General features: G+C 71.6%; 18 protein-coding genes. 10 read left to right on the forward strand and 8 right to left on the reverse strand.

Annotated elements, in window-relative coordinates; genetic code table 11:
• Positions 1-167 precede the first annotated feature (167 nt).
• The 4 genes from EDC34_RS11270 to EDC34_RS11285 form a co-directional block, all read right to left on the reverse strand.
• A complete protein-coding gene (locus EDC34_RS11270) occupies positions 168-539 on the reverse strand; it encodes an H-NS histone family protein (RefSeq protein ID WP_114961016.1) in 372 nt (123 codons plus the stop codon).
• Between the two features lie 146 nt (positions 540-685).
• On the reverse strand, positions 686-2,395 hold the full coding sequence (locus EDC34_RS11275) for a proline--tRNA ligase (protein WP_114961015.1): 1,710 nt from the start codon (positions 2,393-2,395) through the stop codon (positions 686-688).
• Positions 2,396-2,646: 251 nt separating this feature from the next.
• Complete coding sequence (locus EDC34_RS11280; protein ID WP_114961014.1) at positions 2,647-2,916, reverse strand: DUF4124 domain-containing protein; 270 nt, start codon at positions 2,914-2,916, stop codon at positions 2,647-2,649.
• A gap of 7 nt (positions 2,917-2,923) precedes the next feature.
• The gene (locus EDC34_RS11285) at positions 2,924-3,316 is read right to left on the reverse strand and encodes a DUF4124 domain-containing protein (protein ID WP_114961013.1); all 393 of its coding nucleotides are present in this window, start codon (positions 3,314-3,316) and stop codon (positions 2,924-2,926) included.
• Between the two features lie 72 nt (positions 3,317-3,388).
• Between EDC34_RS11285 and pssA the strand changes: the two genes are divergently transcribed.
• Genes pssA through rimI form a run of 3 tightly spaced genes read left to right on the forward strand, consistent with a single transcriptional unit; the run spans position 3,389 to position 4,970 of the window.
• On the forward strand, positions 3,389-4,165 hold the full coding sequence (gene pssA, locus EDC34_RS11290; RefSeq protein ID WP_114961012.1) for a CDP-diacylglycerol--serine O-phosphatidyltransferase: 777 nt from the start codon (positions 3,389-3,391) through the stop codon (positions 4,163-4,165).
• Complete coding sequence (locus EDC34_RS11295) at positions 4,162-4,485, forward strand: hypothetical protein (protein ID WP_114961011.1); 324 nt, start codon at positions 4,162-4,164, stop codon at positions 4,483-4,485. The genes pssA and EDC34_RS11295 overlap by 4 nt, the downstream gene beginning before the upstream one ends.
• Positions 4,482-4,970, forward strand: coding sequence for a ribosomal protein S18-alanine N-acetyltransferase (gene rimI, locus EDC34_RS11300; protein ID WP_114961019.1), 489 nt, complete (start codon positions 4,482-4,484; stop codon positions 4,968-4,970). The genes EDC34_RS11295 and rimI overlap by 4 nt, the downstream gene beginning before the upstream one ends.
• A 170-nt stretch (positions 4,971-5,140) precedes the next feature.
• On the opposite strand, the gene EDC34_RS11305 is transcribed toward rimI, so the two are convergent.
• The 3 genes from EDC34_RS11305 to EDC34_RS11315 are packed head-to-tail and all read right to left on the reverse strand — an operon-like array spanning position 5,141 to position 9,980.
• Entirely contained in the window at positions 5,141-8,056 is a 2,916-nt protein-coding gene (locus tag EDC34_RS11305) for a valine--tRNA ligase (protein WP_114961010.1), read from the reverse strand.
• A gap of 10 nt (positions 8,057-8,066) precedes the next feature.
• Entirely contained in the window at positions 8,067-8,492 is a 426-nt protein-coding gene (locus EDC34_RS11310; protein WP_114961009.1) for a DNA polymerase III subunit chi, read from the reverse strand.
• Between the two features lie 6 nt (positions 8,493-8,498).
• The gene (locus EDC34_RS11315) at positions 8,499-9,980 is read right to left on the reverse strand and encodes a leucyl aminopeptidase (protein ID WP_114961008.1); all 1,482 of its coding nucleotides are present in this window, start codon (positions 9,978-9,980) and stop codon (positions 8,499-8,501) included.
• Positions 9,981-10,170: 190 nt separating this feature from the next.
• On the opposite strand from EDC34_RS11315, the gene lptF reads away from it, so the two are divergent.
• Positions 10,171-11,250 carry an LPS export ABC transporter permease LptF gene (gene lptF, locus EDC34_RS11320; protein ID WP_114961007.1) on the forward strand — a complete coding sequence of 360 codons (1,080 nt, stop codon included), beginning with the start codon at positions 10,171-10,173 and terminating at the stop codon, positions 11,248-11,250.
• The gene (lptG, locus tag EDC34_RS11325) at positions 11,199-12,344 is read left to right on the forward strand and encodes an LPS export ABC transporter permease LptG (protein WP_205388087.1); all 1,146 of its coding nucleotides are present in this window, start codon (positions 11,199-11,201) and stop codon (positions 12,342-12,344) included. The genes lptF and lptG overlap by 52 nt, the downstream gene beginning before the upstream one ends.
• 10 nt (positions 12,345-12,354) lie before the next feature.
• Here the strand turns inward: lptG and EDC34_RS11330 are convergent, their stop codons facing one another.
• A complete protein-coding gene (locus tag EDC34_RS11330; protein ID WP_114961005.1) occupies positions 12,355-12,789 on the reverse strand; it encodes an RDD family protein in 435 nt (144 codons plus the stop codon).
• A 47-nt stretch (positions 12,790-12,836) separates the two neighbouring features.
• Here EDC34_RS11330 and xerD point away from each other — a divergent pair, with 47 nt between their 5' ends.
• The 5 genes from xerD (at position 12,837) to xpsF (ending at position 21,871) form a co-directional block, all read left to right on the forward strand.
• Positions 12,837-13,799, forward strand: coding sequence for a site-specific tyrosine recombinase XerD (gene xerD, locus EDC34_RS11335; protein ID WP_114961004.1), 963 nt, complete (start codon positions 12,837-12,839; stop codon positions 13,797-13,799).
• Positions 13,800-13,941: 142 nt separating this feature from the next.
• Entirely contained in the window at positions 13,942-14,742 is an 801-nt protein-coding gene (locus EDC34_RS11340) for a DsbC family protein (protein ID WP_114961003.1), read from the forward strand.
• A 73-nt stretch (positions 14,743-14,815) separates the two neighbouring features.
• The gene (purL, locus tag EDC34_RS11345) at positions 14,816-18,700 is read left to right on the forward strand and encodes a phosphoribosylformylglycinamidine synthase (protein ID WP_205388085.1); all 3,885 of its coding nucleotides are present in this window, start codon (positions 14,816-14,818) and stop codon (positions 18,698-18,700) included.
• A gap of 233 nt (positions 18,701-18,933) precedes the next feature.
• Complete coding sequence (gspE, locus tag EDC34_RS11350) at positions 18,934-20,649, forward strand: type II secretion system ATPase GspE (RefSeq protein WP_205388084.1); 1,716 nt, start codon at positions 18,934-18,936, stop codon at positions 20,647-20,649.
• 4 nt (positions 20,650-20,653) lie between these two features.
• On the forward strand, positions 20,654-21,871 hold the full coding sequence (xpsF, locus tag EDC34_RS11355; RefSeq protein ID WP_114961000.1) for a type II secretion system protein XpsF: 1,218 nt from the start codon (positions 20,654-20,656) through the stop codon (positions 21,869-21,871).
• The last annotated feature ends 44 nt before the right edge of the window (positions 21,872-21,915 follow it).

The following is a 21,915-nucleotide window of genomic DNA, read 5'->3' on the forward strand; positions in this document are numbered from 1 at the left end:
ATCGGCCAGCTTGTAGTGCCTTGTCCCCTCGCACGAAGGGCATCGCTTCATGACCAAATCCTCGTTGATCTGGTCCGGTTTGGCTAGGAATTACCCAAAAGAAAACGCCGGCGCGGGCCGGCGTTTTCCCTGTGCGCATGCGGGATCGGGTCCCGGTCGCGTCGCGATTACTTCTGGATCAGGAACTCTTCCAGCTTGCGGCCCGCAGCCAGTTCCCCGGCCAGCCAGCGCGGCGGGCGCCCGCGGCCGGTCCAGGTTTCCTTTTCGTTCGCCGGATTGCGGTACTTCGGCGGCACCTTGCCAGCGCTACGCTTGGCGGCGGCCTTGCGCGGCTTCTTCGCCGCGGCCGGCACGCTGCTACCGCCGGACTTGCCGTACAGCTCCTCGAAGGTCCAGCCGGCGCTTTTCAGCAGTTTGGCCACCGCGGCCTTGGTTTGCGCGGCGGGCTTGCGCTTGGCCAGCAGTTTCTTGCGCTTGTTGGCGCGCGCGATCAGGGCGGCCAGTTCCTGCGGGCTGAGAGTGTCGATATTCATGCTCATGGTGGGTTTCGACTTTTTGGAATGAAGGGAGTATCCAGTCCGTTGGATGCGCGGATCATACTCCGATTCATTCCATCCGCGCAGATTCTTCCGGGAATCCCGCGGGATTCCCGGAATATGCGTTCAGGAAGCCGTGGAGGCTGGGTTCAGGCGCGGAGCTTTTCCAGCAGCGCGGCGCGGTCCAGCTGTTCGGATTCACTGGCGGTGCGCGCGCGGTATTCGAACGTGCCGGCATCCAGCCCGCGCGCGGAGACCACCACCCGATGCGGAATGCCGATCAATTCGATATCCGCGAACATCGCGCCGGGGCGCAGGCCGCGGTCGTCGAGCGCGGCATCCAGCCCGGCCGCGTTCAATTCCGCATACAGCGCTTCCGCCGCGGCGGTCACCGCCGGGTCATTCTTGGGATTGATCACGCATACCACCACCCGCCACGGCGCCATCGCCGGCGGCCACACGATGCCGGCCGCGTCGTGGTTCTGCTCGATCGCCGCGGCCACGATCCGCGAGACGCCGATCCCGTAGCAGCCCATCGCCGGGGCCACAGCCTTGCCGGCCGCGTCCAGCACGCTGCAGTGCATCGCTTCGGAATACTTGCGGCCAAGCGCGAACACATGGCCGACCTCGATCCCGCGCGCCATCCGCAGCACGCCCTTGCCGTCCGGCGAGGGGTCCCCCTCGACCACGTTGCGGATGTCCGCCACTTCGGGTTCGGGCAGGTCGCGGCCCCAGTTGACGCCGGCCAGGTGGAATCCGGGCTTGTTGGCGCCGACCACGAAATCGGCCATCGCCGCCACCGTGCGGTCGGCGATCACCCGGATCGGCCGGCGCGGCTGCAGCGGGCCGAGGAAGCCCGGTTCGCAGCCGAGGTATTCCAGGATCTCCGCCTCGCTCGCCAGCCGGTAATCGGCCAGCCCCGGCAGTTTCGCCAGCTTGATTTCATTCACCACGTGGTCGCCGCGCACCAGCGCCAGGGTGAATTGCGGCGCGCCGTCGTCGCCCGTGCCCATCACCGCCACCGATTTCACCGTGCGCGCCAGCGGGATGCCCAGCAGCGCGGCGACGTCCTCGCAGGTTTTCTGCGTCGGGGTGGCGACTTCGCGCAGGGGTTCGCCCGCGGCCGCGCGCGGACCAGGCGCCACCGCTTCGGCCAGCTCCACGTTGGCCGCGAAATCGGAGGCATCGCTATAGGCCAGTGCGTCCTCGCCGGAATCGGCCAGGACCTGGAACTCGTGCGAGGCGCTGCCGCCGATCGCGCCGGTATCCGCCGCCACCGCGCGGAACTTCAGCCCCAGCCGGGTGAAGATGCGCGAATAGGCGTCGTACATGTTGCGGTATTCGACGCGCAGCGAATCCTCGTCGATATGGAAGGAATAGGCGTCCTTCATCAGGAATTCGCGCGCACGCATCACCCCGAAGCGCGGACGGATCTCGTCGCGGAACTTGGTGGTGATCTGGTAGAGATTCACCGGCAGCTGCTTGTAGCTGGAGAATTCCTGGCGGAAGAAATCGGTGACCGCTTCCTCGGCGGTCGGGGTGAAGCAGTATTCCTGCTCCTTGCGGTCGCGGATCTTCAGCAGCTGCGGGCCGAACTTCGCCCAGCGCCCGGTTTCCTCCCACAGCTCCTTCGGCTGCACCGAGGGCATCGCCATTTCGATCGCGCCAGCGCGGTCCATTTCCTCGCGCACCACGGCCTCCACCTTGCGCAGCACGCGCAGGCCCAGCGGCGACCAGGTGTACAGGCCGGCGGCCAGCTTGCGGATCATGCCGGCCTTGAGCATCAGCTTGTGGCTGACGATCTCGGCTTCGGCCGGGGTTTCCTTTTCGGTGCGGAGGTGGAACTGCGACAGGCGCATGCGGAGGACTTCGACACGGGGCGGAACGCGCATTTTGCCATGCGCGCGCACCGTGGACCCTGCGAGCGTCCACCCTGGGCCTGCGGAAGGGCGTGCAGGGCGGGTATCCCGTCCGTGGTTCGACAGGCTCACCACGAACGGGATGCGGCTCCCCCGGCGACAGGCGTGTCGCATTCCACGTGCGGGGGTATGGCGCGCCGCGAACGGGGGATGGTCTGTGCGCGAACCGGGCTGGACGGGCGCCCGCGCGATCAGCGCGTGCCGTCGACCTCGATGCCGTCCTTCGGGGTCTTGCGGATGCGCTCGTAGCGGTGGTTCTTCGGCGGTTCGTCGCTGACGTGCAACGTGCCGTCGTCGTCGCGCCAGCGGTACAGCGCGTCTGCGCGCTCGGCCTGGATCGCCGCGGCCTCGGCGGCGGCCTCGCGCTCATGCGCCCGCCGCGGCATCTCGACCGTGTACCACCAGCGGGCCGCGGCCGCCGCGGCCACCGCCAGCAGCACCATCCAGAACCACTGCTTCATACGGGCCTCAGGACTTGCCCGGCGGGCAGAACGCCTTCACCGCGGCCGCGTTCAGCTCGGTCTGGGCCTTGCGCTCGTCGGCGCTGAGGTTGCGGTCGGGCTTGCCGTCGCCGTTGCTGTCGTAGCCGATCGGCTCCCCGCTCTGCAGGCGCTTGAGATTGGCGCGGGCATTGGTGCACTGCTCGCTCTCGGCGGCCTGCTTGGGCTCGCTGGGCGCGGTGGTGCCGGTGCGTACGTCGATGTCGCGGGTCTGGTGGGCGCTGCTGGGCGGGGTGTCGGTGTAGTGGGTGACGCCGCTGGCGTCCTTCCACTGGTACACGCGCTGCTGCTGCTGGGCCGTGGCCGGCGCGGCCAGCGCGGCGGCCAGCACGGACAGGACGAGGAAACGGGCGAGGGTCATGGCGGGCTCCGGGGGAATGCCGGCCGATTGCAGCACCGCGCCGGCTCCACCGCAACCCCGTAAACTGGGGTCATGGATGAAAATCTCGACCCTTCGCCGCGCCCGCGCGGCCGCGGCATCTACCTGCTGCCCAACCTGTTCACCACCGGCGCCCTGTTCGGCGGGTTCTATTCGATCATCGCCGCCTCGCAGGGGCGCATCGAGGCGGCCTGCATCGCGATCTTCATTTCCGCGGTGCTGGACGGGCTGGACGGCCGGGTCGCGCGGCTGACCAACACCCAGAGCGAATTCGGGGTGCAGTACGACTCGCTGTCCGACCTGATCAGCTTCGGCATGGCCCCGGCCATGCTGATGTACCACTGGGCGCTGGTGTCGCTGAAGCTGGACGGGCCCACCCTGGGCAAGATCGGCTGGCTGGGCGCGTTCCTGTACGCGGCCTGCGCGGCGCTGCGGCTGGCGCGGTTCAACAGCCAGGTGGGCACGGTGGACAAGCGCTGGTTCATCGGCCTGGCCAGCCCCGCTGCGGCCGGGCTGGTGGCCAGCTTCGTCTGGGTCTGCCACGAGTTCGGCGCTTCCGGGGTGGAACTGCGCTACGCCGCGCTGGCGGTGGCGGTGGTGGCCGGCCTGCTGATGGTCAGCCGCATCCGCTACAACAGCTTCAAGGGCAGCCGCCAGGGGCCGAAAGCCGACCGCGTGCCGTTCTTCGTGCTGGTGCTGGTGCTGGCGGGATTGATCGCGCTGTGGGTCGCCCCGGCGATCACCCTGCTCGGCGGCACCACCCTGTATGCGCTGTCCGGCCCGCTGCTGTGGTTCAAGCGCCGGCGCCTGCCGCCGGAGGTCGCCGGTTGAGTTGGGATCCGTTCCAGCGCGCGGTGCTGGCCGAGCTCGGCCACGACGCCTACCGGGTGGCCGTGGCGCCGTCGGGCAGCGCGCCGGTTGCCGTGGCGGGGCAATCCGCGCCGGAGGAGGCCGGGTCGGGCGCCGGCATGGAGATCGATGCCCGCGATGCCGCCCTGCTGGCGAAGCTGGCGCAGGCGGCGCGGCTGTCGCCGCAGACGCTGCGGGCGCAGGCCGGGATCGCCGACCTGCTGCCGCGGTTGCGCACCGATCCGGCAGCCAAGCGGGCGCTGTGGCCGCGCCTGCGCGCCCTGCGCCGGGGCCGCGCATGAGCACCGCGGCCGAGGCCTATGCCGCCGCGGCCCAACCCGGGCTGCGGCCCATGCGCGAGGCCGACCTCGAGGCGGTGATGGCGATCGAGCGCCGCGCCTATCCATTCCCGTGGACGCCCGGCATCTTCCGCGACTGCCTGCGCGCCGGCTATGCGATGTGGGTGCTCGAGTGCGCGGACGGCGGGCTGGCCGGCTACGGCGTGCTCAGCATCGCCGCCGACGAGGCGCATGTGCTGAACCTGTGCACCGCGCCCGGGCACGAGGGCCGCGGCCTCGGCCGGCGCATGCTGCAGGCGCTGCTGAAGATCGCGCGCGGCCACGGCGCGCAGCGGGTGTTCCTCGAAGTGCGGCCGTCCAACCGGCGCGCGATCGAGCTCTACCAGCGCAGCGGCTTCAACGAGATCGGGCGCCGCCCGCGCTACTACCCGGCGGTCGGCGGCCGCGAGGACGCGATCGTGATGGCGATGGAGCTGTTGCCGGACTGATCGCGCCGGGTGCGCGGGCCGCGCCCGTTCATCCTTCGACAGGCTCAGGACGAACGGGCTCTCGACTTCAACAGGCTTAGGACGAACGGCTTCGTGCCCCGGCAGGCGCGGGACGAGCGGGCTTCAGCCTCCGACAGGCGCAGGACGCAGGTGTGGCCTGCGTCCCGGGATCACCCCAACCGCGCGCGCTGTTCGGCCAGTGCGGCGAGCTTGGTGCTCCAGTCGGCCAGGCGCTGGCGTTCCTGTTCCACCACCGCCTCCGGTACGCCGGGGCCGAACCTGGCCAGCTTGGCCTCGCTCTTGGCCTTCTCCGCGCCCACCTTGGTCAGCTCCTTGTCCAGGCGCGCGCGCTCGGCGTCGAGGTCCACCAGCCCTTCCAGCGGCACGAACAGCTGCAGCTCGCCGACCACCGCCGGCGCGGCGGCCGGTGGCTCGCCGGTGATCGCCTCGACCCGCTCCAGCTTGCACAGGAAGCGCAGCGGGGCGTCGAAGCGGGCGATGCGCGCCGCATCCTCGGCGTTGCCGCCGCGCACCAGCAGGGCCACCTGCTTGGCCGGCGACACGCCGAGCTCGCTGCGGATGCGGCGAACCGCGCCGATCATCGCCTTCAGCCACTCGATGTCGGCCTCGGCCTGCGCGTAGGCGCCGGCATCGATCGCGCCGGGCTGCGGGTACGGCTGCAGCATCAGGCTGCCCGACTTGCCGAGCCGGGGCGCGACCGCCTGCCACAGCTCCTCGGTGATGAACGGGATCAGCGGGTGCAGCAGGCGCAGCAGGGCCTCCAGCACATAGACCAGCGTGTGGCGGGTGCTGTGGGCGGCCTCGGCATCGTCGCTGTTGAGCGCGGGCTTGGCCAGCTCCAGGAACCAGTCGCAGACCTGGTTCCAGGTGAACTCGTACAGGCACTGCGCCAGCAGGTCGAAGCGGTAGCTGGCGAAATGCGCGGCGGCCTCGGCGCAGGTGCGGTCGAGCTGGGCGAGGATCCAGCGCTCGGCGTCGGTCTGCGGCTGCGGCGCGCCGGCGAACGTGGCCTCGCCGACGTTCATCAGCGCGAAGCGCGTCGCGTTCCACAGCTTGTTGCAGAAGTTCTTGTAGCCCTCGGCGCGCGCGAGGTCGAACTTGATGTCGCGGCCCGGGCCGGCCAGCGCGGCCATGGTGAAGCGCAGGGCATCGGCGCCGTGCGGGTTGATGCCGTTCGGGAATTCCTTGCGGGTGGCCTTCTCGATCTTCTCGGCCATCTTCGGCTGCATCAGCCCGGTGGTGCGCTTGGCCACCAGCGCATCCGCGCTGATGCCGTCGATGATGTCCAGCGGGTCGAGGATGTTGCCCTTCGACTTCGACATCTTCTGGCCGTCCTTGTCGCGCACCAGGCCGGTGATGTACACGTCGCGGAACGGCACCCGGCCGGTGAGCGCGTCGGTCATCATGATCATCCGCGCCACCCAGAAGAAGATGATGTCGAAGCCGGTGACCAGCACATTGCTCGGCAGGTGGGCATCGAACCCGCGCTCGCGCATGGCCTGTGCGTCAGGCCAGCCCAAGGTCGAGAACGGGAACATCGCCGAGGAGAACCAGGTCTCCAGTACGTCCGCGTCCTGCCGCAGCGGCGCATCGCCCAGGCCGTGCTTTGCGCGCACCTCGGCCTCGCTGCGGCCGACATAGATCTTGCCGGTCTCGTCGAACCACGCCGGGATGCGGTGGCCCCACCAGAGCTGGCGGCTGATCGTCCAGTCCTGGATGTTCTCCAGCCAGTGGCGGTAGGTGTTGATCCAGTTCGGCGGGACGAACTTCACCTCGCCGGACTCCACCAGTTCGAGACCACGCTTGGCGAGGCCGTCCATCTTCACGAACCACTGGTCGGTGAGGAAGGGCTCGATCACCTGGCCGCTGCGGTCGCCGCGCGGCACCTGCAGCCGGTGCGGCTTGATTTCGACCAGCAGGCCGGCGGCCTCGAGGTCGGCCACGATCACCTTGCGCGCGTCGAAGCGGTCGAGGCCCTGGTACTTTTCTGGGATTCCGATATCTCCAGCAAGATCAGTTACGGAGAAGGCGCGGTTGCGATTCTCCCATCGATTGCTGGTCGTCATGTTCATGTGCCAGTCGGAAGCGGCATTGCTTACGATCTTGGCTTCTTTTGTGAAGATGTTAATCAGTCCGAGGCCGTGGCGCTGGCCCACCGCGTAGTCGTTGAAGTCGTGCGCCGGGGTCACCTTCACCACGCCGGTGCCGAAGTCGCGGTCCACGTAGGCGTCGGTGATGACCGGGATGCGGCGGCCGGTCAGCGGCAGCCGGATGGCCTTGCCGTGCAGGTCGAGGTAGCGCGGGTCTTCCGGATGCACCATCACCGCGCTGTCGCCGAGCATGGTCTCGGGGCGGGTGGTGGCCACCACCACGTAGTCGCGCACTTCGCGCAGGGTTTCGTGGCCGTCGGCGTCGTGCTCGACGTATTCGAAGGTGGCGCCGTCGGCCAGCGGGTAGCGGATCGACCACAGGTGGCCGTTTTCTTCCTCGTTGACTACCTCGAGGTCGGAGATCGCGGTCTGCAGCACCGGGTCCCAGTTGACCAGGCGCTGGCCGCGGTAGATCAGGCCCTGCTCGTACAGGCGCACGAAGGCCTCGGTGACCGCCGCGCTGGCCATCGGGTCCATGGTGAACACGCTGCGCGACCAGTCGCCGGACGCGCCCAGGCGGCGCATCTGGCGCTCGATGGTGTCGCCGCTGTGCTGCTTCCACTCCCACACTTTTTCGATGAACTTCTCGCGTCCCAGCGAATCGCGGGTCTCGCCCTTGCCCTCGATGGCGAGGTTGCGGCTGACCACCATCTCGGTGGCGATGCCGGCGTGGTCGGTGCCCATCTGCCACAGGGTGCGGTAGCCGCGCATGCGGTGGTAGCGGATCAGCGCATCCTGCAGGGTGTGCTGGAACGCATGGCCCATGTGCAGGGTGCCGGTGACGTTCGGCGGCGGCAGCAGGATGGTGTAGGCCGGGCCGTCGCCCTGCGGTGCGAACGCGCCGCTGGCCTCCCACTGCTGGTACAGGCGGGATTCGAAGGACTTGGGGTCGTAGCCGGGGGCGAGGGATGTCATTGCGGCGGGATTACATGTCGTATTTGTTGAGTGCAAAGCCGAGCGCCTGGTAGTGCTTCCAGCGCGTGCGCAGCGGGCCGCGCGCGGCCGGTTCGGCCGGGACCACTTCCAGCACGCGCTCGAACGCGCCCTGCGGCGGATCGTCGCGCAGGTTGATCAGCAGCGGGCGCAGCGGCGCGTCGATCTCCGGCGGCGCGATCAGGACCGGGGCCTCGTCCTCGTCCTCGTCCTGCCCGGCGATCTGGTGCGGCAGGTATTCGTCCGGATCGAAGGCCCACAGCAGGTCGTCCAGCGCCTCGGCCTGGGCCTGGTCGCGCGCCAGGATGAGGGTGGGCTGGCCGCTGGCATGCGCCTTGCGCGCCAGCTCGCACACCAGCAGCAGCGGCTGCTCGCGGAAGCGCGGCTTGTCGATCAGGTAGAAATCGGCGCGCGGCATCGGCGCTTATGCCACCCGGTCCAGCAGCCACTGGCTGAGCATGCCGACCGGGCGGCCGGTGGCCATGCCCATCTTGCCGTCCTCGGAGGCGCTGCCGGCGATGTCCAGGTGCACCCAGCGCTGGCCCTCGGTGAAGCGCGACAGGAAGCAGCCGGCGGTGATCGCGCCGGCCCAGCGGCCGCCGATGTTGTAGACGTCGGCGAACGCGGAATCCAGCAGCGGCTGGTAGTCGTCCCACAGCGGCAGCTGCCAGCCGCGGTCGTGCGCGGTCTCGCCCGCGTCCAGCAGCTCGCGCGCCAGGTCCTGGCTGGTGGTGGTCATCACCCCGGTGGCGGGCTTGCCCAGTGCGATCACGCAGGCGCCGGTGAGGGTGGCCACGTCGACCAGCGCCGCCGGCTGGAAGCGCTGCGCATAGGTGAGCGCGTCGCACAGGATCAGGCGGCCCTCGGCGTCGGTGTTGCCGACCTCGATGGTCTTGCCGGACATGCTGGTGATCACGTCCGAGGGGCGGTAGCTGTTGCCGTCGATGGCGTTCTCCACCGCCGCGGCGATGCACACCAGGTTCAGCGGCAGCTGCATCTCGACCGCGGCCACGAAGGTGCCGAGCACGCTGCCGGCGCCGCACATGTCGTACTTCATTTCCTCGATGCCGCCCTGCACCTTGAGGTTGACGCCGCCGGTGTCGAAGGTGATGCCCTTGCCGACCAGCACGTAGGGCTTGGCCTCCCCGCCGTTGCTGTACTTGAGCACGATCAGGCGCGGGCGCTGCGCGCTGCCGCGCGCGACCGCCAGCAGCGCGCCCATGCCCAGCGCCTGCATCGCCTCCTCGTCCAGCACCTCGCATTCCACCTTGGCGTGGGTGGCGGCCAGCGCCTGCGCCTGCTCGGCCAGGTAGGCCGGGTTGCAGACGTTGGGCGGCAGGTTGCCCAGCTCGCGGGTGAAGGCCACGCCCTTGGCGATGGCGATGCCCCGGGCCAGCGCGGTGGCGTCGTCGCCGGCCAGCTGCAGCCGCGCCAGCCCCTTGTGCTCGCGCTTCTTGCTGGCGCTGCCGAGGGTGGCGGTGTAGCGGTAGCAGGCGTGGTCGGCGGCGATCACGGCCTGGCGGATCGCCCAGGCGGCGTCGCGGTCCTTCACCGCCACCTCGCACAGGGTGAGCAGGGCGGATTCGACCGGGCCGGTCTTCAGCGCGCGCGCGGCGTCGCCGACCGCCTTGAGGTACTGCGCCGGGCCGAACTTGCCGGCCTCGCCCAGGCCCACCACCAGCACCCGCGGCGCGGCGATGCCGGGCAGGTCGTGCAGCAGGGCGGTCTTGCCCGGCTTGCCTTCCACGTCGCCGCGTGCCACCAGCGCCGCGAGGCGGCCGCCGCAGGCGGCATCCAGCTGCTGGCCGGCGGCGGTCAGGCGGCCATCGGCGAAGGCGCCGACCACCACGCAATCGACGGCGGCAGTGGCGGGGGCGGTCTGGTTCAGGCTGAATTCGAGGCTCATCGATCAACGTACCTGTTGTGTGTGCGGGTCTGCGGGCGGGGTCGTGCGTGGGCGTGCATGGAAGCGAGTGACACCGGGCCCGGTGCGCCGGGCAGGGTGGCATGGGCGGCGTGGCATACAATGCGCGGCCTGCGCTCGGGCGGCGATGCCGCGCGAAAGTGGATTTCCGATTCTAAAGCAACCGGGCCCGATGCCGAAGCTGGACCGCTACCTGAGTGCCGAATTCGCGCGTGCCGTGGTGGCGGCGCTGGTGGTGCTGGGCATGGTGAGCCTGGGCGGGCTGTTCGCCGACCTGATCGGCGAGATGGCGCGCGGCAAGCTGCCGCCGGCGCTGCTGCTGTCGCAGCTGGGCCTGCGCCTGCTCGGTTACCTGCCGATGATCCTGCCGCTGGCGCTTCTGCTGGGCCTGCTGCTGGCGGTCGGGCGGCTGTACAGGGATTCCGAGATGTACGTGCTGGCGGCGGTCGGGGTGGGCCCGGCGCGCGTGCTGCGACCGCTGGCGGGGGTGGTGCTGCCGGTGCTGCTGGTGATCGCGGGCTGTTCGCTGTGGCTGGGGCCGTGGGCCAACCGGCTGGCGCGCGGGATGGTGATCGAGGCCAACAAGAACCTGCTGGTGGCCGGACTGGAGCCGGGCCGCTTCACCCCGCTGTCGAACGGCGGCGTGGCCTATGCCGGCGAGATGTCGAACGACGGTACCAAGCTGGCGCGGGTATTTTTGTTCCGCGAGCGCGGCGACCGCATCGACGTGGCCACCGCGCGCAGCGGTGAGCTGTACCGCGACCACGGCGCGCGCGTACTGGCGCTGCTGGACGGATTCCGGGTGGAAGGCCCGGCGGCTGGCCCCGACCTCGACTACCGGCTGATGCGCTACCGCCGCAACGAGATGGAGCTGCCCACCGCCGACGACACCCGCCAGCTCAACGATCCCGAGCTGCTGCCGACCCCGGCCCTGCTGGGCAACCCGGCCCCGGCGGCGCAGGCCGAGCTGCACTGGCGGATCGCCCCGCCGCTGCTGGCGCTGGCGCTGGCGCTGCTGGCGGTGCCGCTGGCGCGCAGCGGGCCGCGGCAGTCGCGCTACGGCGCGATGCTGCTGGCGTTTCTGGTGTATCTGGTGAGCCTGTTCCTGCTGGTGCTCGGCACCCAGTGGCTGGCGGAAGGGCGGATCCCCGCCGCCGCCGGCCTGTGGTGGCTGCTGCTGCCGCTGCTGGCGCTGGCAGCCTGGCTGTATGCCCGCGACGGCCGCCTGGCGCGCCCGAAGGGGGCGAAGTGAAGCGCTGGCCGCGGCTGCACGATCTCTACCTGGCGCGGGTCGTGTTCGGCGGCGTGCTGCTGGCCTGGGGCGTGCTGCTGGGGCTGGACGTGGTGCTGGCCTTCGTCGGCGAGATGGGCGAGCTGGGCCGCGGCGGCTACACCATCAACCACGCCATCGCCGCCACCGGGCTGACCATCCCCAGCCGCGCCTACGTGCTGTTCCCGACCGCCGCGGTGATCGGCATGCTGCTGGGCCTGGGCCAGCTGGCGGCCACCTCCGAACTCACCATCCTGCGCGCGGTGGGGATATCACGGCCGCGGCTGGCGGCCTCGGTGCTGTCGGCGCTGGCGCTGGTGACCTTGCTGATGGTGGTCAACGGCGAGACCCTGGCACCGTGGGGCGACGACCGCGCGCAGGCGATCAAGGCGGTGCGCCACAGCGACATGGCGGTGTCGCGCTACAGCGGGCTGTGGGCGCGCGAGGGCGACATGTTCCTGAACGCCCACGGCGGCGAGGAGAAGCAGCGCGGCAACGAGCGCTGGCTCGAGCTGCGCGGGGTGCGCCTGTTCCAGTTCGGCGAGGACGGCCGCCTGCTGTCGATCGCCAGCGTGGACATGGCCGAGCACCGCGACGGCCAGTGGCTGCTGCACGGGGTGGAGCGCACCGTGTTCGGGCCGAAGTCGGTGCAGCGCAGCCGGGTGGCGCAGGAGCGCTGGGATTCGAAGCTGGACCAGTCCGTGCTGGCCTCCAGCATCACCCGCCCCGGCAACATGAGCAGCAGCGAGCTGCGCGCCAGCATCGACTACCGCCGCCGCAACCACCTGGATTCGGCCGACTTCGAGAACGTGTACTGGAGCCGCTGGTTCTATCCGTTCAACGTGCTGGCGCTGTGCCTGGCGGCGATGCCGTTCGCGTTCGGCTCGCTGCGCAGCGGCGGTTACGGTAAGCGGGTGTTCGTCGGGATCGTGTTCGCGCTCGGCTTCTGGATGCTCCAGATGATCGCGTCCAAGCTGGCCGGCATCTACCGCTTCGATTTCCGGATCGCCTATGCGTTGCCGCCATTGGCGATGCTGGCGCTGTCGTGGAGCCTGTTCCGCCGCCGCAGCCGTTGAGGCGTGCGCCTCACGCCGCCGGGGATGCCCGCCCGCGCAGCAGGCGCGTGCGGCTGAGGCGGTCGTGCCAGGTCAGGCGGTCGCGGTCCAGCCACGCCCACCAGAAGCCGAGCCCGCCGGCCAGCAGCGACACCCCGCCCAGCGCGTAGCGCAGCCACAGCGCGCGCCAGCCGGGGCGGCCGCCGTCGGCCGCCACCAGGTGCAGCCGCCACGGCCGCATGCCAATGGTCTGGCCGCCGCGGTGCCAGCTCCAGGTCGCGTACAGCCCCGCCACCAGCCACAGCGCGGCGAACTCCAGCAGCCCCAGCGTGCCGCCGCGCACCGCGTCGCCATGCGCCAGGGTGAAGGCCGCAGCGACCACGAACCACAGCGCCAGCGCCGGGAACAGGTCGTATAGCAGCGCCAGCAGGCGCCAGCCGATGAGGGGGGAAGGGCGGTCGGGCATCGCCACAGGATACAGACGGCGCGCGTGGCGGCCGCTACCCTTGGGCGATGCCGAGCGCCGCCGACCGCCGCCGCGACATCCACCGCCTGCCGCCGCTGGACGCGGCGGACGCGCAGGCGATCGAGCGCTTCCTGGACGCGCTGTGGGCCGAGCGCGGGCTGGCCGCCGCCACCCTGGCCGCCTACCGCGCCGACCTGCAGGCGTTGGCGCGCTGGCTGCGCGGCAGTGGCCGGCCGCCGCTGCTGCAGGCCGATCGAGGCGCCCTGTTCGACTATCTGGCGATGCGCGCGCAGGCCGGATACGCGGCGCGCAGCACGGCGCGGCTGCTGGCCTGCCTGCATGCGTTCTACGCGCATGCGCTGCGCGCGGGGCTGCGCGGCGATGACCCGTGCGCGCTGCTGCAGGCGCCGGCGCTGCCGCGGCTGCTGCCGAAGGCGCTGTCCGAGGCGCAGGTGGCGGCCCTGCTGGAAGCGCCCGACACCGGCACCGCGCTGGGCCTGCGCGACCGCGCCATGCTCGAGCTGATGTACGCCTGCGGGTTGCGCGTGAGCGAGCTGGTGGCGCTGCCGGGCACGGCGGTGAACCTGCGCCAGGGCCTGCTGCGGGTGCGCGGCAAGGGCGACAAGGAACGCCTGGTGCCGCTGGGCGAGGAGTCCCGCCATTGGCTGGAGCGCTACCTCGCTGAGGCGCGGCCGCAGCTGCTGGCCGGGGCGCGCGCCCCGGCCGCGGTGGCGGTGCTGTTCCTCGAACCGGGCGGCAGCGCACCCAGCCGGCAGGCGTTCTGGGCGCTGGTGAAGCGGCATGCGGCCGCGGCCGGGATCGATCCGGCGCGGGTCAGTCCGCACGGGCTGCGCCACAGCTTCGCCACCCACCTGCTCAACCACGGCGCCGACCTGCGCGCGCTGCAGATGCTGCTGGGCCACAGCTCGCTGTCCACCACACAGATTTACACCCTCATCGCGCGCGACCGCCTGCGTCGGCTGCACGCGCTGCACCATCCGCGGGCCTGAGCCGCGGGTCTGAGCTGCAGGTCTGGGCCGCCTCGGGCCCGGGCGGCGGCGTGCGACAATGCGGAACCCGCGCGCCGGCGTCGGGTCCAAGCCTGCCCCGGTGGCCCGCGCCCGCGGCCCGCCCCTGCGTTCCGGAGTGCCGATGAAACAGCTCGTCCTCGCCCTGTTGCTGGGCTTCAGCCTGTCCGCCTGCGCCCAGTCCAACGGCGGCGCGACCGCCGCGGCCGCCAAGCCCGATGCCGACGTGCCGTCCGCCGACCTCGGCAAGATCGCCGACGGCAGCCCGGAGGCGCGTGCGCGCGAGGCGGTGCAGTCGCTGGGCGAGGGCGTGCGGATCGAGAGCATCGGCCCGGCGCCGCTTCCCGGCTTCCGCCAGGTGGTGGCCGGCGGCACCGTGCTGTACGTCAGCGACGACGGCAAGTACCTGTTCCAAGGCGGGCTGGTGGACGTGGCCAAGCGCCAGGACATGAGCGAGGCGGCGATGGCGCAGGTGCGCAAGGGCATCCTCGCCTCGCTGCCGGAGGCCGACCGCATCGTGTTCGCGCCCAAGGGCACGCCGCGCCACACGGTGGTGGTGCTGACCGACATCGAATGCGGCTACTGCCGCAAGTTCCACTCCGAGATCGATCGCTACAACGCGCTCGGCATCCGGGTCGAATACCTGGCCTTCCCGCGCGCCGGGCTGGGCAGCGACGACTACCGCAAGATGGTCGCGGTGTGGTGCGCGCCCGATCGCCGCAAGGCGCTGACCGACGCCAAGAACGACCGCCCGGTGGCGCTGGGCGCCTGCCCGCGCACGCCGGTGGACATGCAGTACCGCGCCGGCCTGCGCATGGGGCTGGAGGGCACGCCGATGATCCTGGCCCTGGACGGGCGCATGGTCGGCGGCTACCTGCCGCCGGAGCGGCTGGCGCAGCGGCTGGACGCGCTGGACGCACCCTGAGCGCGGCGCCCGCGCCGGCGCGGGCGGTGGGGGCTCGGCTACAATGGCGGGCCGTCCACACCGATTGCCGGACATGATCGTCCTCGAGGGCGCCTCCGCCCTGTCGCCGTTCCGCCGCGACCGCCTGCAAGACCGCCTCCAAGCGCTCGTCCCCGGCCTGCGCATCACCGGGGCCTGGCATGGCTACTGGGTCGATCCCGAACCGGGCGCCGCCCCGGACATGGACGCGCTGCGCCGCATCCTGGAGGCCGGCGAGGGCTTCGCCGCGCCCGCGCCAGGCACGGTCAGTCGCTACGTAGTGCCGCGCCTGGGCACGCTCTCGCCGTGGGCCAGCAAGGCCACCGAGCTGCTGCGCGGCGCCGGCCTGCCGGTGCGCCGGGTCGAGCGCGGGATGCGGATCGACCTCGCTGGCTGGCCCGCCGATGCCGCCACCGCCGCGGCCTTGGGCAAGCTGTTGCACGATCCGATGACGCAGTCGCTGCTGGAGGCGCGCGAGGCCGGCGCGGCGCTGTTCGCGGCACCGCCCGCGGGGGCGCTGGAAGTGGTGCCGCTGGCGCGGCTGGAAGAAGCCAATGCGCGCCTGGGCCTGGCCCTGGCCGAGGACGAGATCGCCTACCTGCGCGCGCGCTACGCCGAGCTCGGGCGCGACCCGCACGACGTCGAGCTGATGATGTTCGCGCAGGCCAATTCCGAGCACTGCCGGCACAAGATCTTCAATGCCAGCTGGACCATCGACGGCCAGGAGCAGCCCACCTCGCTGTTCCGCATGATCAAGCACACCCAGGCGCGCACTCCGCAGCATGTGCTGTCGGCCTACAGCGACAATGCCGCGGTGGTGGAGGGCTATCCGGCGGCGCGCTGGCGCCCGGACCCGGCGACCCAGCGCTACCGCAGCGAGCCGCTGGCGGAGTCGGCGTTCTGCATCAAGGTCGAGACCCACAACCACCCGACCGCGATCGCGCCGTTTCCCGGCGCCTCCACCGGCGCCGGTGGCGAGATCCGCGACGAGGGTGCCACCGGCCGCGGTGGCCGCCCGAAGGCGGGCCTGGCGGGGTTCTCGGTCTCGCACCTGCGCATCCCCACCCTGCCGCAGCCGTGGGAAACCGCGCGCCCGCTGAATCCGCGCATGGCCTCCGCGTTCGAGATCATGCGCGACGGCCCGCTGGGCGCGGCGGCGTTCAACAACGAATTCGGGCGGCCCAACCTGGCCGGCTATTTCCGCAGCTTCGAGCTGCACGAGGCCGACGGCCTCACCCGCGGCTATGACAAGCCGATCATGCTCGCCGGCGGCCTCGGCGCGATCGACCGCGGCCAGGTGGAGAAGCGACGGCTGTCGCCGGGCGACGCGGTGGTCGTGCTTGGCGGCCCGGCGATGCTGATCGGCCTCGGCGGCGGTGCCGCCAGCTCGGTCGCCTCCGGCGATTCCGCCGAAGACCTCGACTTCGCCTCGGTGCAGCGCGACAACCCGGAGATGGAGCGGCGCGCGCAGGAAGTCATCGACCGCTGCGTGGCGCTGGGCGCGGACAACCCGATCCTGTCGATCCACGACGTCGGCGCCGGCGGCCTGTCGAACGCCATTCCCGAGCTGCTGCACGATTCCGGCGTGGGCGGCGTGATCGACCTCGGCCAGGTGCCGAAGGACGATCCCTCGCTGTCGCCGATGCAGCTGTGGTGCAACGAGTCGCAGGAGCGCTACGTGCTGGGCATCCCGCAGGCGCGGGTGGCCGAGTTCGCCGCGCTGTGCGAACGCGAGCGCTGTCCGTTCGCGGTGGTGGGCACCGCCACTGCAGAGCAGCACCTGCGCGTCGGCTACGCCGGGCAGCCGCCGGCGATCGACCTGCCGATGGACGTGCTGTTCGGCAAGCCGCCGAAGATGCACCGCGACACCGCGCACCCGGCGCCGCCGCGCTGGCCGCAGGCCGACACCGACGCGCTCGACTTGCGCGAGGCAGGCCTGCGCGTGCTCGCGCATCCCACCGTCGCCGCCAAGTCGTTCCTGGTCACGATCGGCGACCGCAGCGTCGGCGGCCTGACCGCGCGCGACCAGATGGTCGGCCCGTGGCAGCTGCCGGTGGCCGACTGCGCGATCACCCTGTCGGGCTTCGACGGTTTCGCCGGCGAGGCGATGAGCGTGGGCGAGCGCACCCCGCTGGCGCTGCTGGACGCCGCCGCGGCGGCGCGGATGGCGGTGGGCGAGGCGCTCACCAACCTGATGGCGGCGCCGCTGGAGGCGCTGGACCGGATCAAGCTGTCGGCCAACTGGATGGCGGCGGCCGGGCATCCCGGCGAGGACGCGCGGTTGTACGACGCGGTCAAGGCGGTCGGGCTGGAGCTGTGCCCCGAACTGGAGCTCGGCATCCCGGTCGGCAAGGATTCGCTGTCGATGCAGGCGCAGTGGACGCATGCCGGCGGCACCCACACATCGGTGTCGCCGGTGTCGCCGGTGGTCTCGGCGTTCGCGCCGGTGGCCGACGTGCGCGCCCAGCTGACCCCGCTGTTGCGCCGCGACGTGGAGTCGGAGCTGTGGCTGCTCGGCCTTGGTGGCGGGCGCCAGCGCATGGGCGGCTCGGTGCTGGCGCAGTGCCATCCCGACGCCAATCGCGGGGCCACGCTGCCGGCATTCGGCGGCGAAGTGCCCGACCTCGACGATCCCGAGCGCCTGCGCGCGCTGTTCGAGCTGGTGCGCGAGGCGCGCGCAGAAGGCCTGCTGCTGGCCTACCACGACCGTTCCGACGGCGGCGTGTTCGCCACCCTGTGCGAGATGGCGTTCGCCTCGCGGGTCGGGCTGGACATCCGCCTCGACGGTTGGGGCGATGGCCGCAGCGACGACCCGCTGCGCGCGCTGTTCAACGAGGAGCTGGGCGCGGTGGTGCAGGTGCCGGTGGCGGAGCGCGCCGCGTTCGCCGACCTGGTCGCGCGCCACGGCCTGATCGAATGCGCGCAGCGGATCGCGGTGCCGACCACCGCGCCGGTGGTGCGGATCGCGGACGGCGAGGCCGAGCTGGCGCAGTGGCGCTGGGACGAGCTGTTCGATGCCTGGTGGTCGGTCACCCATGCCATCCAGCGCCTGCGCGACAACCCCGCCTGCGCCGATGCCGAGCGCGAGGCCGCGCGCCGGTTCGACGCGCCGGGCCTGCAGCCGGTGCTCACTTTCGATGCCGCGGAGGACGTGGCGGCACCGTTCATTGCCACCGGCGCGCGGCCGAAGGTGGCGATCCTGCGCGAGCAGGGCGTCAACAGCCAGATGGAAACCGCCTACGCCTTCGATCGCGCCGGCTTCGACGCGTTCGACGTGCACATGAGCGACCTCATCGCCGGCCGCTTCGACCTCAAGGACTTCCACGCCCTGGCCGCTTGCGGCGGCTTCAGCTACGGCGACGTGCTCGGCGCCGGTCGCGGCTGGGCCACCTCGATCCTCGAGCGCCCGGCCCTGCGCGCGATGTTCGCCGCGTTCTTCGCGCGCAGCGACAGCCTCGCGCTGGGCATCTGCAACGGCTGCCAGATGCTGGCGCAGCTGCGTGACATCATCCCCGGCGCGGAGCACTGGCCGACCTTCCAGCGCAATGCCAGCGAGCAGTACGAGGCGCGGCTGGCGCTGCTGGAGGTGGGCGAGTCGCCGTCGGTGTTCCTGCGCGGCATGGCGGGGTCGCGGATCCCGGTGGCGGTGGCGCATGGCGAGGGGCGGGCGGTATTCGCCAGCGCAACCGATCAGGCCGCGGTGGACGTGGCCGTGCGCTACATGGACGGCGCTCGCGTCGCGGAGCACTACCCGGCCAACCCGAACGGCTCGCCCGACGGCATCGCCGGCGTCACCAGCCGCGACGGCCGCGCCACGATCCTGATGCCGCATCCCGAGCGCACCCTGCGCAGCGCCAACTTCAGCTGGGCCCCGGCCGACTGGCCGGAGGAGTCGCCGTGGCTGCGCATGTTCCGCAACGCCCGGGTGTGGCTGGGGTGAGCGGGGCTTTCGAGCGGCGCTAGCCGCGAGCCCGCGAACGCCCGGCGGCCTGCCTGCCGACGGGCCGGGGGTGCCGCCGAGCGGCGCTAGCCGCGAGCCCGCGAACGCCCGGCGGCCTGCCCGCCGACGGGCCGGGGGTGCCGCCGAGCGGTGCTGGCCGCGCACGCGCGCGCGGCCGTCCCGGCGCCGGCTCGGCCTGCTAAAGTCCGCTGCGGATCGCAGGAGTCGCAGGCGTGAATGCAGTGCCCAGCCCGGTGGAAACGATGCAGGACGATGCCGCAGGGCGTGTGGTGGCGCTGTTGCTGCAGCGCGAGAAGCTGAAAGAGGCCGACCTGGCGCGCGCGCGCCGGCTGCAGGAGCAGGACGGCGGCGATCTGCTGGTGCTGCTGGCGCGGCTGGGGCTGGTGGCCGAGCGCGACCACGCCGAGGCCTGCGCGGCCGCGCTGGGCCTGCCGCTGCGCAGCGCGCGCGACGTGCCCGAGCTGCCGCCGGACGAGGTCGCGCTGGGCCTGAAGTTCATGAAGCAGCACCACGTGGTCGCGGTCGCCGCCGACCCCGAGGGGGTGGACGTGCTGCTGGCCGACCCGCAGGACAGCTACGTGCTCGACGCGGTGCGGCTGGCCCTCGGGCGCCCGCTGCGCCCGGCGGTGGCGCTGCGCGCCGAGATCGACGAGCTGATCGAGCGCTGGCACGGCCAGGGCCGCAGCGCGATGGAGGGAATCGTGGAGGGCGCCGGCGCCGAGGCCGACCTCGACGACGTCGAGCACCTGCGCGACCTCGCCTCGGAAGCGCCGGTGATCCGGCTGGTCAACCTGATCATCCAGCGCGCGGTCGAGCTGCGCGCCTCCGATATCCACGTCGAGCCGTTCGAGACCCGGCTGAAGCTGCGCTACCGCATCGACGGCGTGCTGGAGGAAGGCGAGAGCCCGCCGGCCAACCTCGCCGCCGCCATCGTCAGCCGCATCAAGATCATGGCCAAGCTCAACATCGCCGAGCGCCGGCTGCCGCAGGACGGCCGCATCGTCATGCGGGTGCAGGGCAAGGAGCTGGACCTGCGCGTGAGCACGGTGCCGACCGCGCACGGCGAGTCGGTGGTGATGCGCCTGCTCGACCGCGAGACGGTGGTGCTGGACTTCGAGCGCCTCGGCTTCGGCCCGGCGTTCATGCCGCGCTTCCAGAAGGTGCTGGAGCAGCCGCACGGCATCCTGCTGGTGACCGGCCCCACCGGCTCGGGCAAGACCACCACGCTGTACACCGCGCTGTCGAAGCTCAACACGCCGAAGGTGAAGATCATCACCGTCGAAGACCCGGTGGAGTACCAGATCGAGGGCATCAACCAGATCCAGGCGCGGCCGGCGATCGGGCTGGATTTCGCCAACGCCCTGCGCAGCATCGTGCGCCAGGATCCGGACATCATCATGATCGGCGAGATGCGCGACCTCGAGACCGCGCGCATCGCCATCCAGTCCGCGCTCACCGGCCACCTGGTGCTGAGCACGCTGCACACCAACAACGCCGCCGGCGGCATCACCCGCCTGCTGGACATGGGCGTGGAGGACTATCTGCTGACCTCGACGGTGAACGGCATCCTTGCGCAGCGCCTGGTGCGCCGGCTGGAGCCGACCCACGCGCAGGCGTACCCGGCCTCGCCGGAGGAGATCGAGAAGTTCGGCCTGCGCCGGTTCCAGCCGCAGGGCGAGATCCTGCTGTACCGGCCGGTGCCGTCGCCGCTGTCGCCCACCGGCTACCTCGGCCGCACCACCATCATGGAACTGCTGGTGATGGACGACGAGCTGCGGCGCGCGGTGATGCGCCACGCCGGGATGGACGAGATCGAGAAGCTCGCGCGCCAGGCCGGGATGGCGACCATGTACGAGGTCGGGATCGCCAAGGCGCTGCGCGGCGAGACCACGATCGAGGAAGTCCTGCGCGTGACCGAGGACGCCTGAACCCGTGCCGACGTACCGCTACAAGGCGCTGAACGCGCGCGGCGAACTGCTGGAAGGCCGGATGGAGGCCGCCGGCGAGGCCGAGGTCGCCACCCGCCTGCAGGAGCAAGGGCACCTGCCGGTGGAGGCGCGAGTCGATACCGGCGAGGGTGGGCTGCCGGCGCTGCGCGCGCTGCTGCGGCCGCCGCCGTTCTCCGGCGACCACCTGGTGCGCTTCACCCAGCAACTGGCCACCCTGCTCGGCGCCGGGCAGCCGCTGGACCGCGCGCTCGGCATCCTGATGGACCTGCCCGACGATCCGCCCTCGCGCCGGATCGTGGCCGACGTGCGCGAGGCGGTGCGAGGCGGCGCGCCGCTGTCGGTGGCGCTGGAGCGCCAGCACGGCGCGTTCGGGCGGCTGTACGTGAACATGGTGCGCGCGGGCGAGGCCGGCGGCAGCCTGGCACCGACCCTGCAGCGGCTGGCCGAGTACCTGGAGCGCTCGCGCGCGCTGCGCACGCGGGTGGTGAACGCGCTGGTGTACCCGGCCATCCTGCTGGCGATGGTGGGGCTGTCGCTGCTGTTCCTGCTGGCCTACGTGGTGCCGCAGTTCGCGGCCATGTACGCCAGCCTGAACGCCGAGCTGCCGTGGTTCTCGCGCAGCGTGCTGGCGGTGGGGCAATTCGTGCGCGCGTGGTGGTTCGTGCTGCTGGCGCTGCCGCTGCTGGTCCTGCTCGGGTTCGAGCGCCTGCGCCGCGACCCGGCCTTCATGCGCCGGCTGGACGGCTGGCTGCTGCAGCGCCGCCTGCTGGGCCCGCTGCTGGCCAAGCTGGAGACCGCGCGGCTGGCGCGTACGCTCGGCACCCTGCTGCGCAACGGCGTGCCGCTGCTGGTGGCGCTGGGGATCGCGCGCAACGTGCTTGCCAACCGCCTGCTGGCCGAGGACGTGGAGGCCGCGGCCGAGGCGGTAAAGAACGGCGTCGGGCTGTCGGCCGCGCTGGCGCGCGGCAAGCGCTTCCCGCGCCTGGCCCTGCAGATGATCCAGGTGGGCGAGGAATCCGGCACGCTGGATGGCATGCTGCTGAAGACCGCCGATGCCTTCGACCAGGACACCCAGGCCGCGATCGACCGCCTGCTGGCGGCGCTGGTGCCGGCGGTGACGCTGGTGCTGGCGCTGGTGGTGGGCGCGGTGATCCTCTCGGTGCTCGCGCCGATCTACGATCTCACCAACGTGGTGTCCTGAGCGCGATGTCCTGAACGCCCGTCCCTTCCATTTTTCGCGGAACC

It is taken from the genome of Thermomonas haemolytica (genome assembly GCF_004346265.1).
Taxonomy (GTDB): Bacteria; Pseudomonadota; Gammaproteobacteria; order Xanthomonadales; family Xanthomonadaceae; genus Thermomonas; species Thermomonas haemolytica.

Coding starts and splice junctions, on each gene's coding strand:
- EDC34_RS11270 (WP_114961016.1), bottom strand. CDS start 539: ATGAGCATGAATATCGACACTCTCAGCCCGCAGGAACTGGCCGCCCTG.
- EDC34_RS11275 (WP_114961015.1), bottom strand. CDS start 2,395: ATGCGCCTGTCGCAGTTCCACCTCCGCACCGAAAAGGAAACCCCGGCC.
- EDC34_RS11280 (WP_114961014.1), bottom strand. CDS start 2,916: ATGAAGCAGTGGTTCTGGATGGTGCTGCTGGCGGTGGCCGCGGCGGCC.
- EDC34_RS11285 (WP_114961013.1), bottom strand. CDS start 3,316: ATGACCCTCGCCCGTTTCCTCGTCCTGTCCGTGCTGGCCGCCGCGCTG.
- pssA (WP_114961012.1), top strand. CDS start 3,389: ATGGATGAAAATCTCGACCCTTCGCCGCGCCCGCGCGGCCGCGGCATC.
- rimI (WP_114961019.1), top strand. CDS start 4,482: ATGAGCACCGCGGCCGAGGCCTATGCCGCCGCGGCCCAACCCGGGCTG.
- EDC34_RS11305 (WP_114961010.1), bottom strand. CDS start 8,056: ATGACATCCCTCGCCCCCGGCTACGACCCCAAGTCCTTCGAATCCCGC.
- EDC34_RS11310 (WP_114961009.1), bottom strand. CDS start 8,492: ATGCCGCGCGCCGATTTCTACCTGATCGACAAGCCGCGCTTCCGCGAG.
- EDC34_RS11315 (WP_114961008.1), bottom strand. CDS start 9,980: ATGAGCCTCGAATTCAGCCTGAACCAGACCGCCCCCGCCACTGCCGCC.
- lptF (WP_114961007.1), top strand. CDS start 10,171: ATGCCGAAGCTGGACCGCTACCTGAGTGCCGAATTCGCGCGTGCCGTG.
- EDC34_RS11330 (WP_114961005.1), bottom strand. CDS start 12,789: ATGCCCGACCGCCCTTCCCCCCTCATCGGCTGGCGCCTGCTGGCGCTG.
- xerD (WP_114961004.1), top strand. CDS start 12,837: ATGCCGAGCGCCGCCGACCGCCGCCGCGACATCCACCGCCTGCCGCCG.
- EDC34_RS11340 (WP_114961003.1), top strand. CDS start 13,942: ATGAAACAGCTCGTCCTCGCCCTGTTGCTGGGCTTCAGCCTGTCCGCC.
- purL (WP_205388085.1), top strand. CDS start 14,816: ATGATCGTCCTCGAGGGCGCCTCCGCCCTGTCGCCGTTCCGCCGCGAC.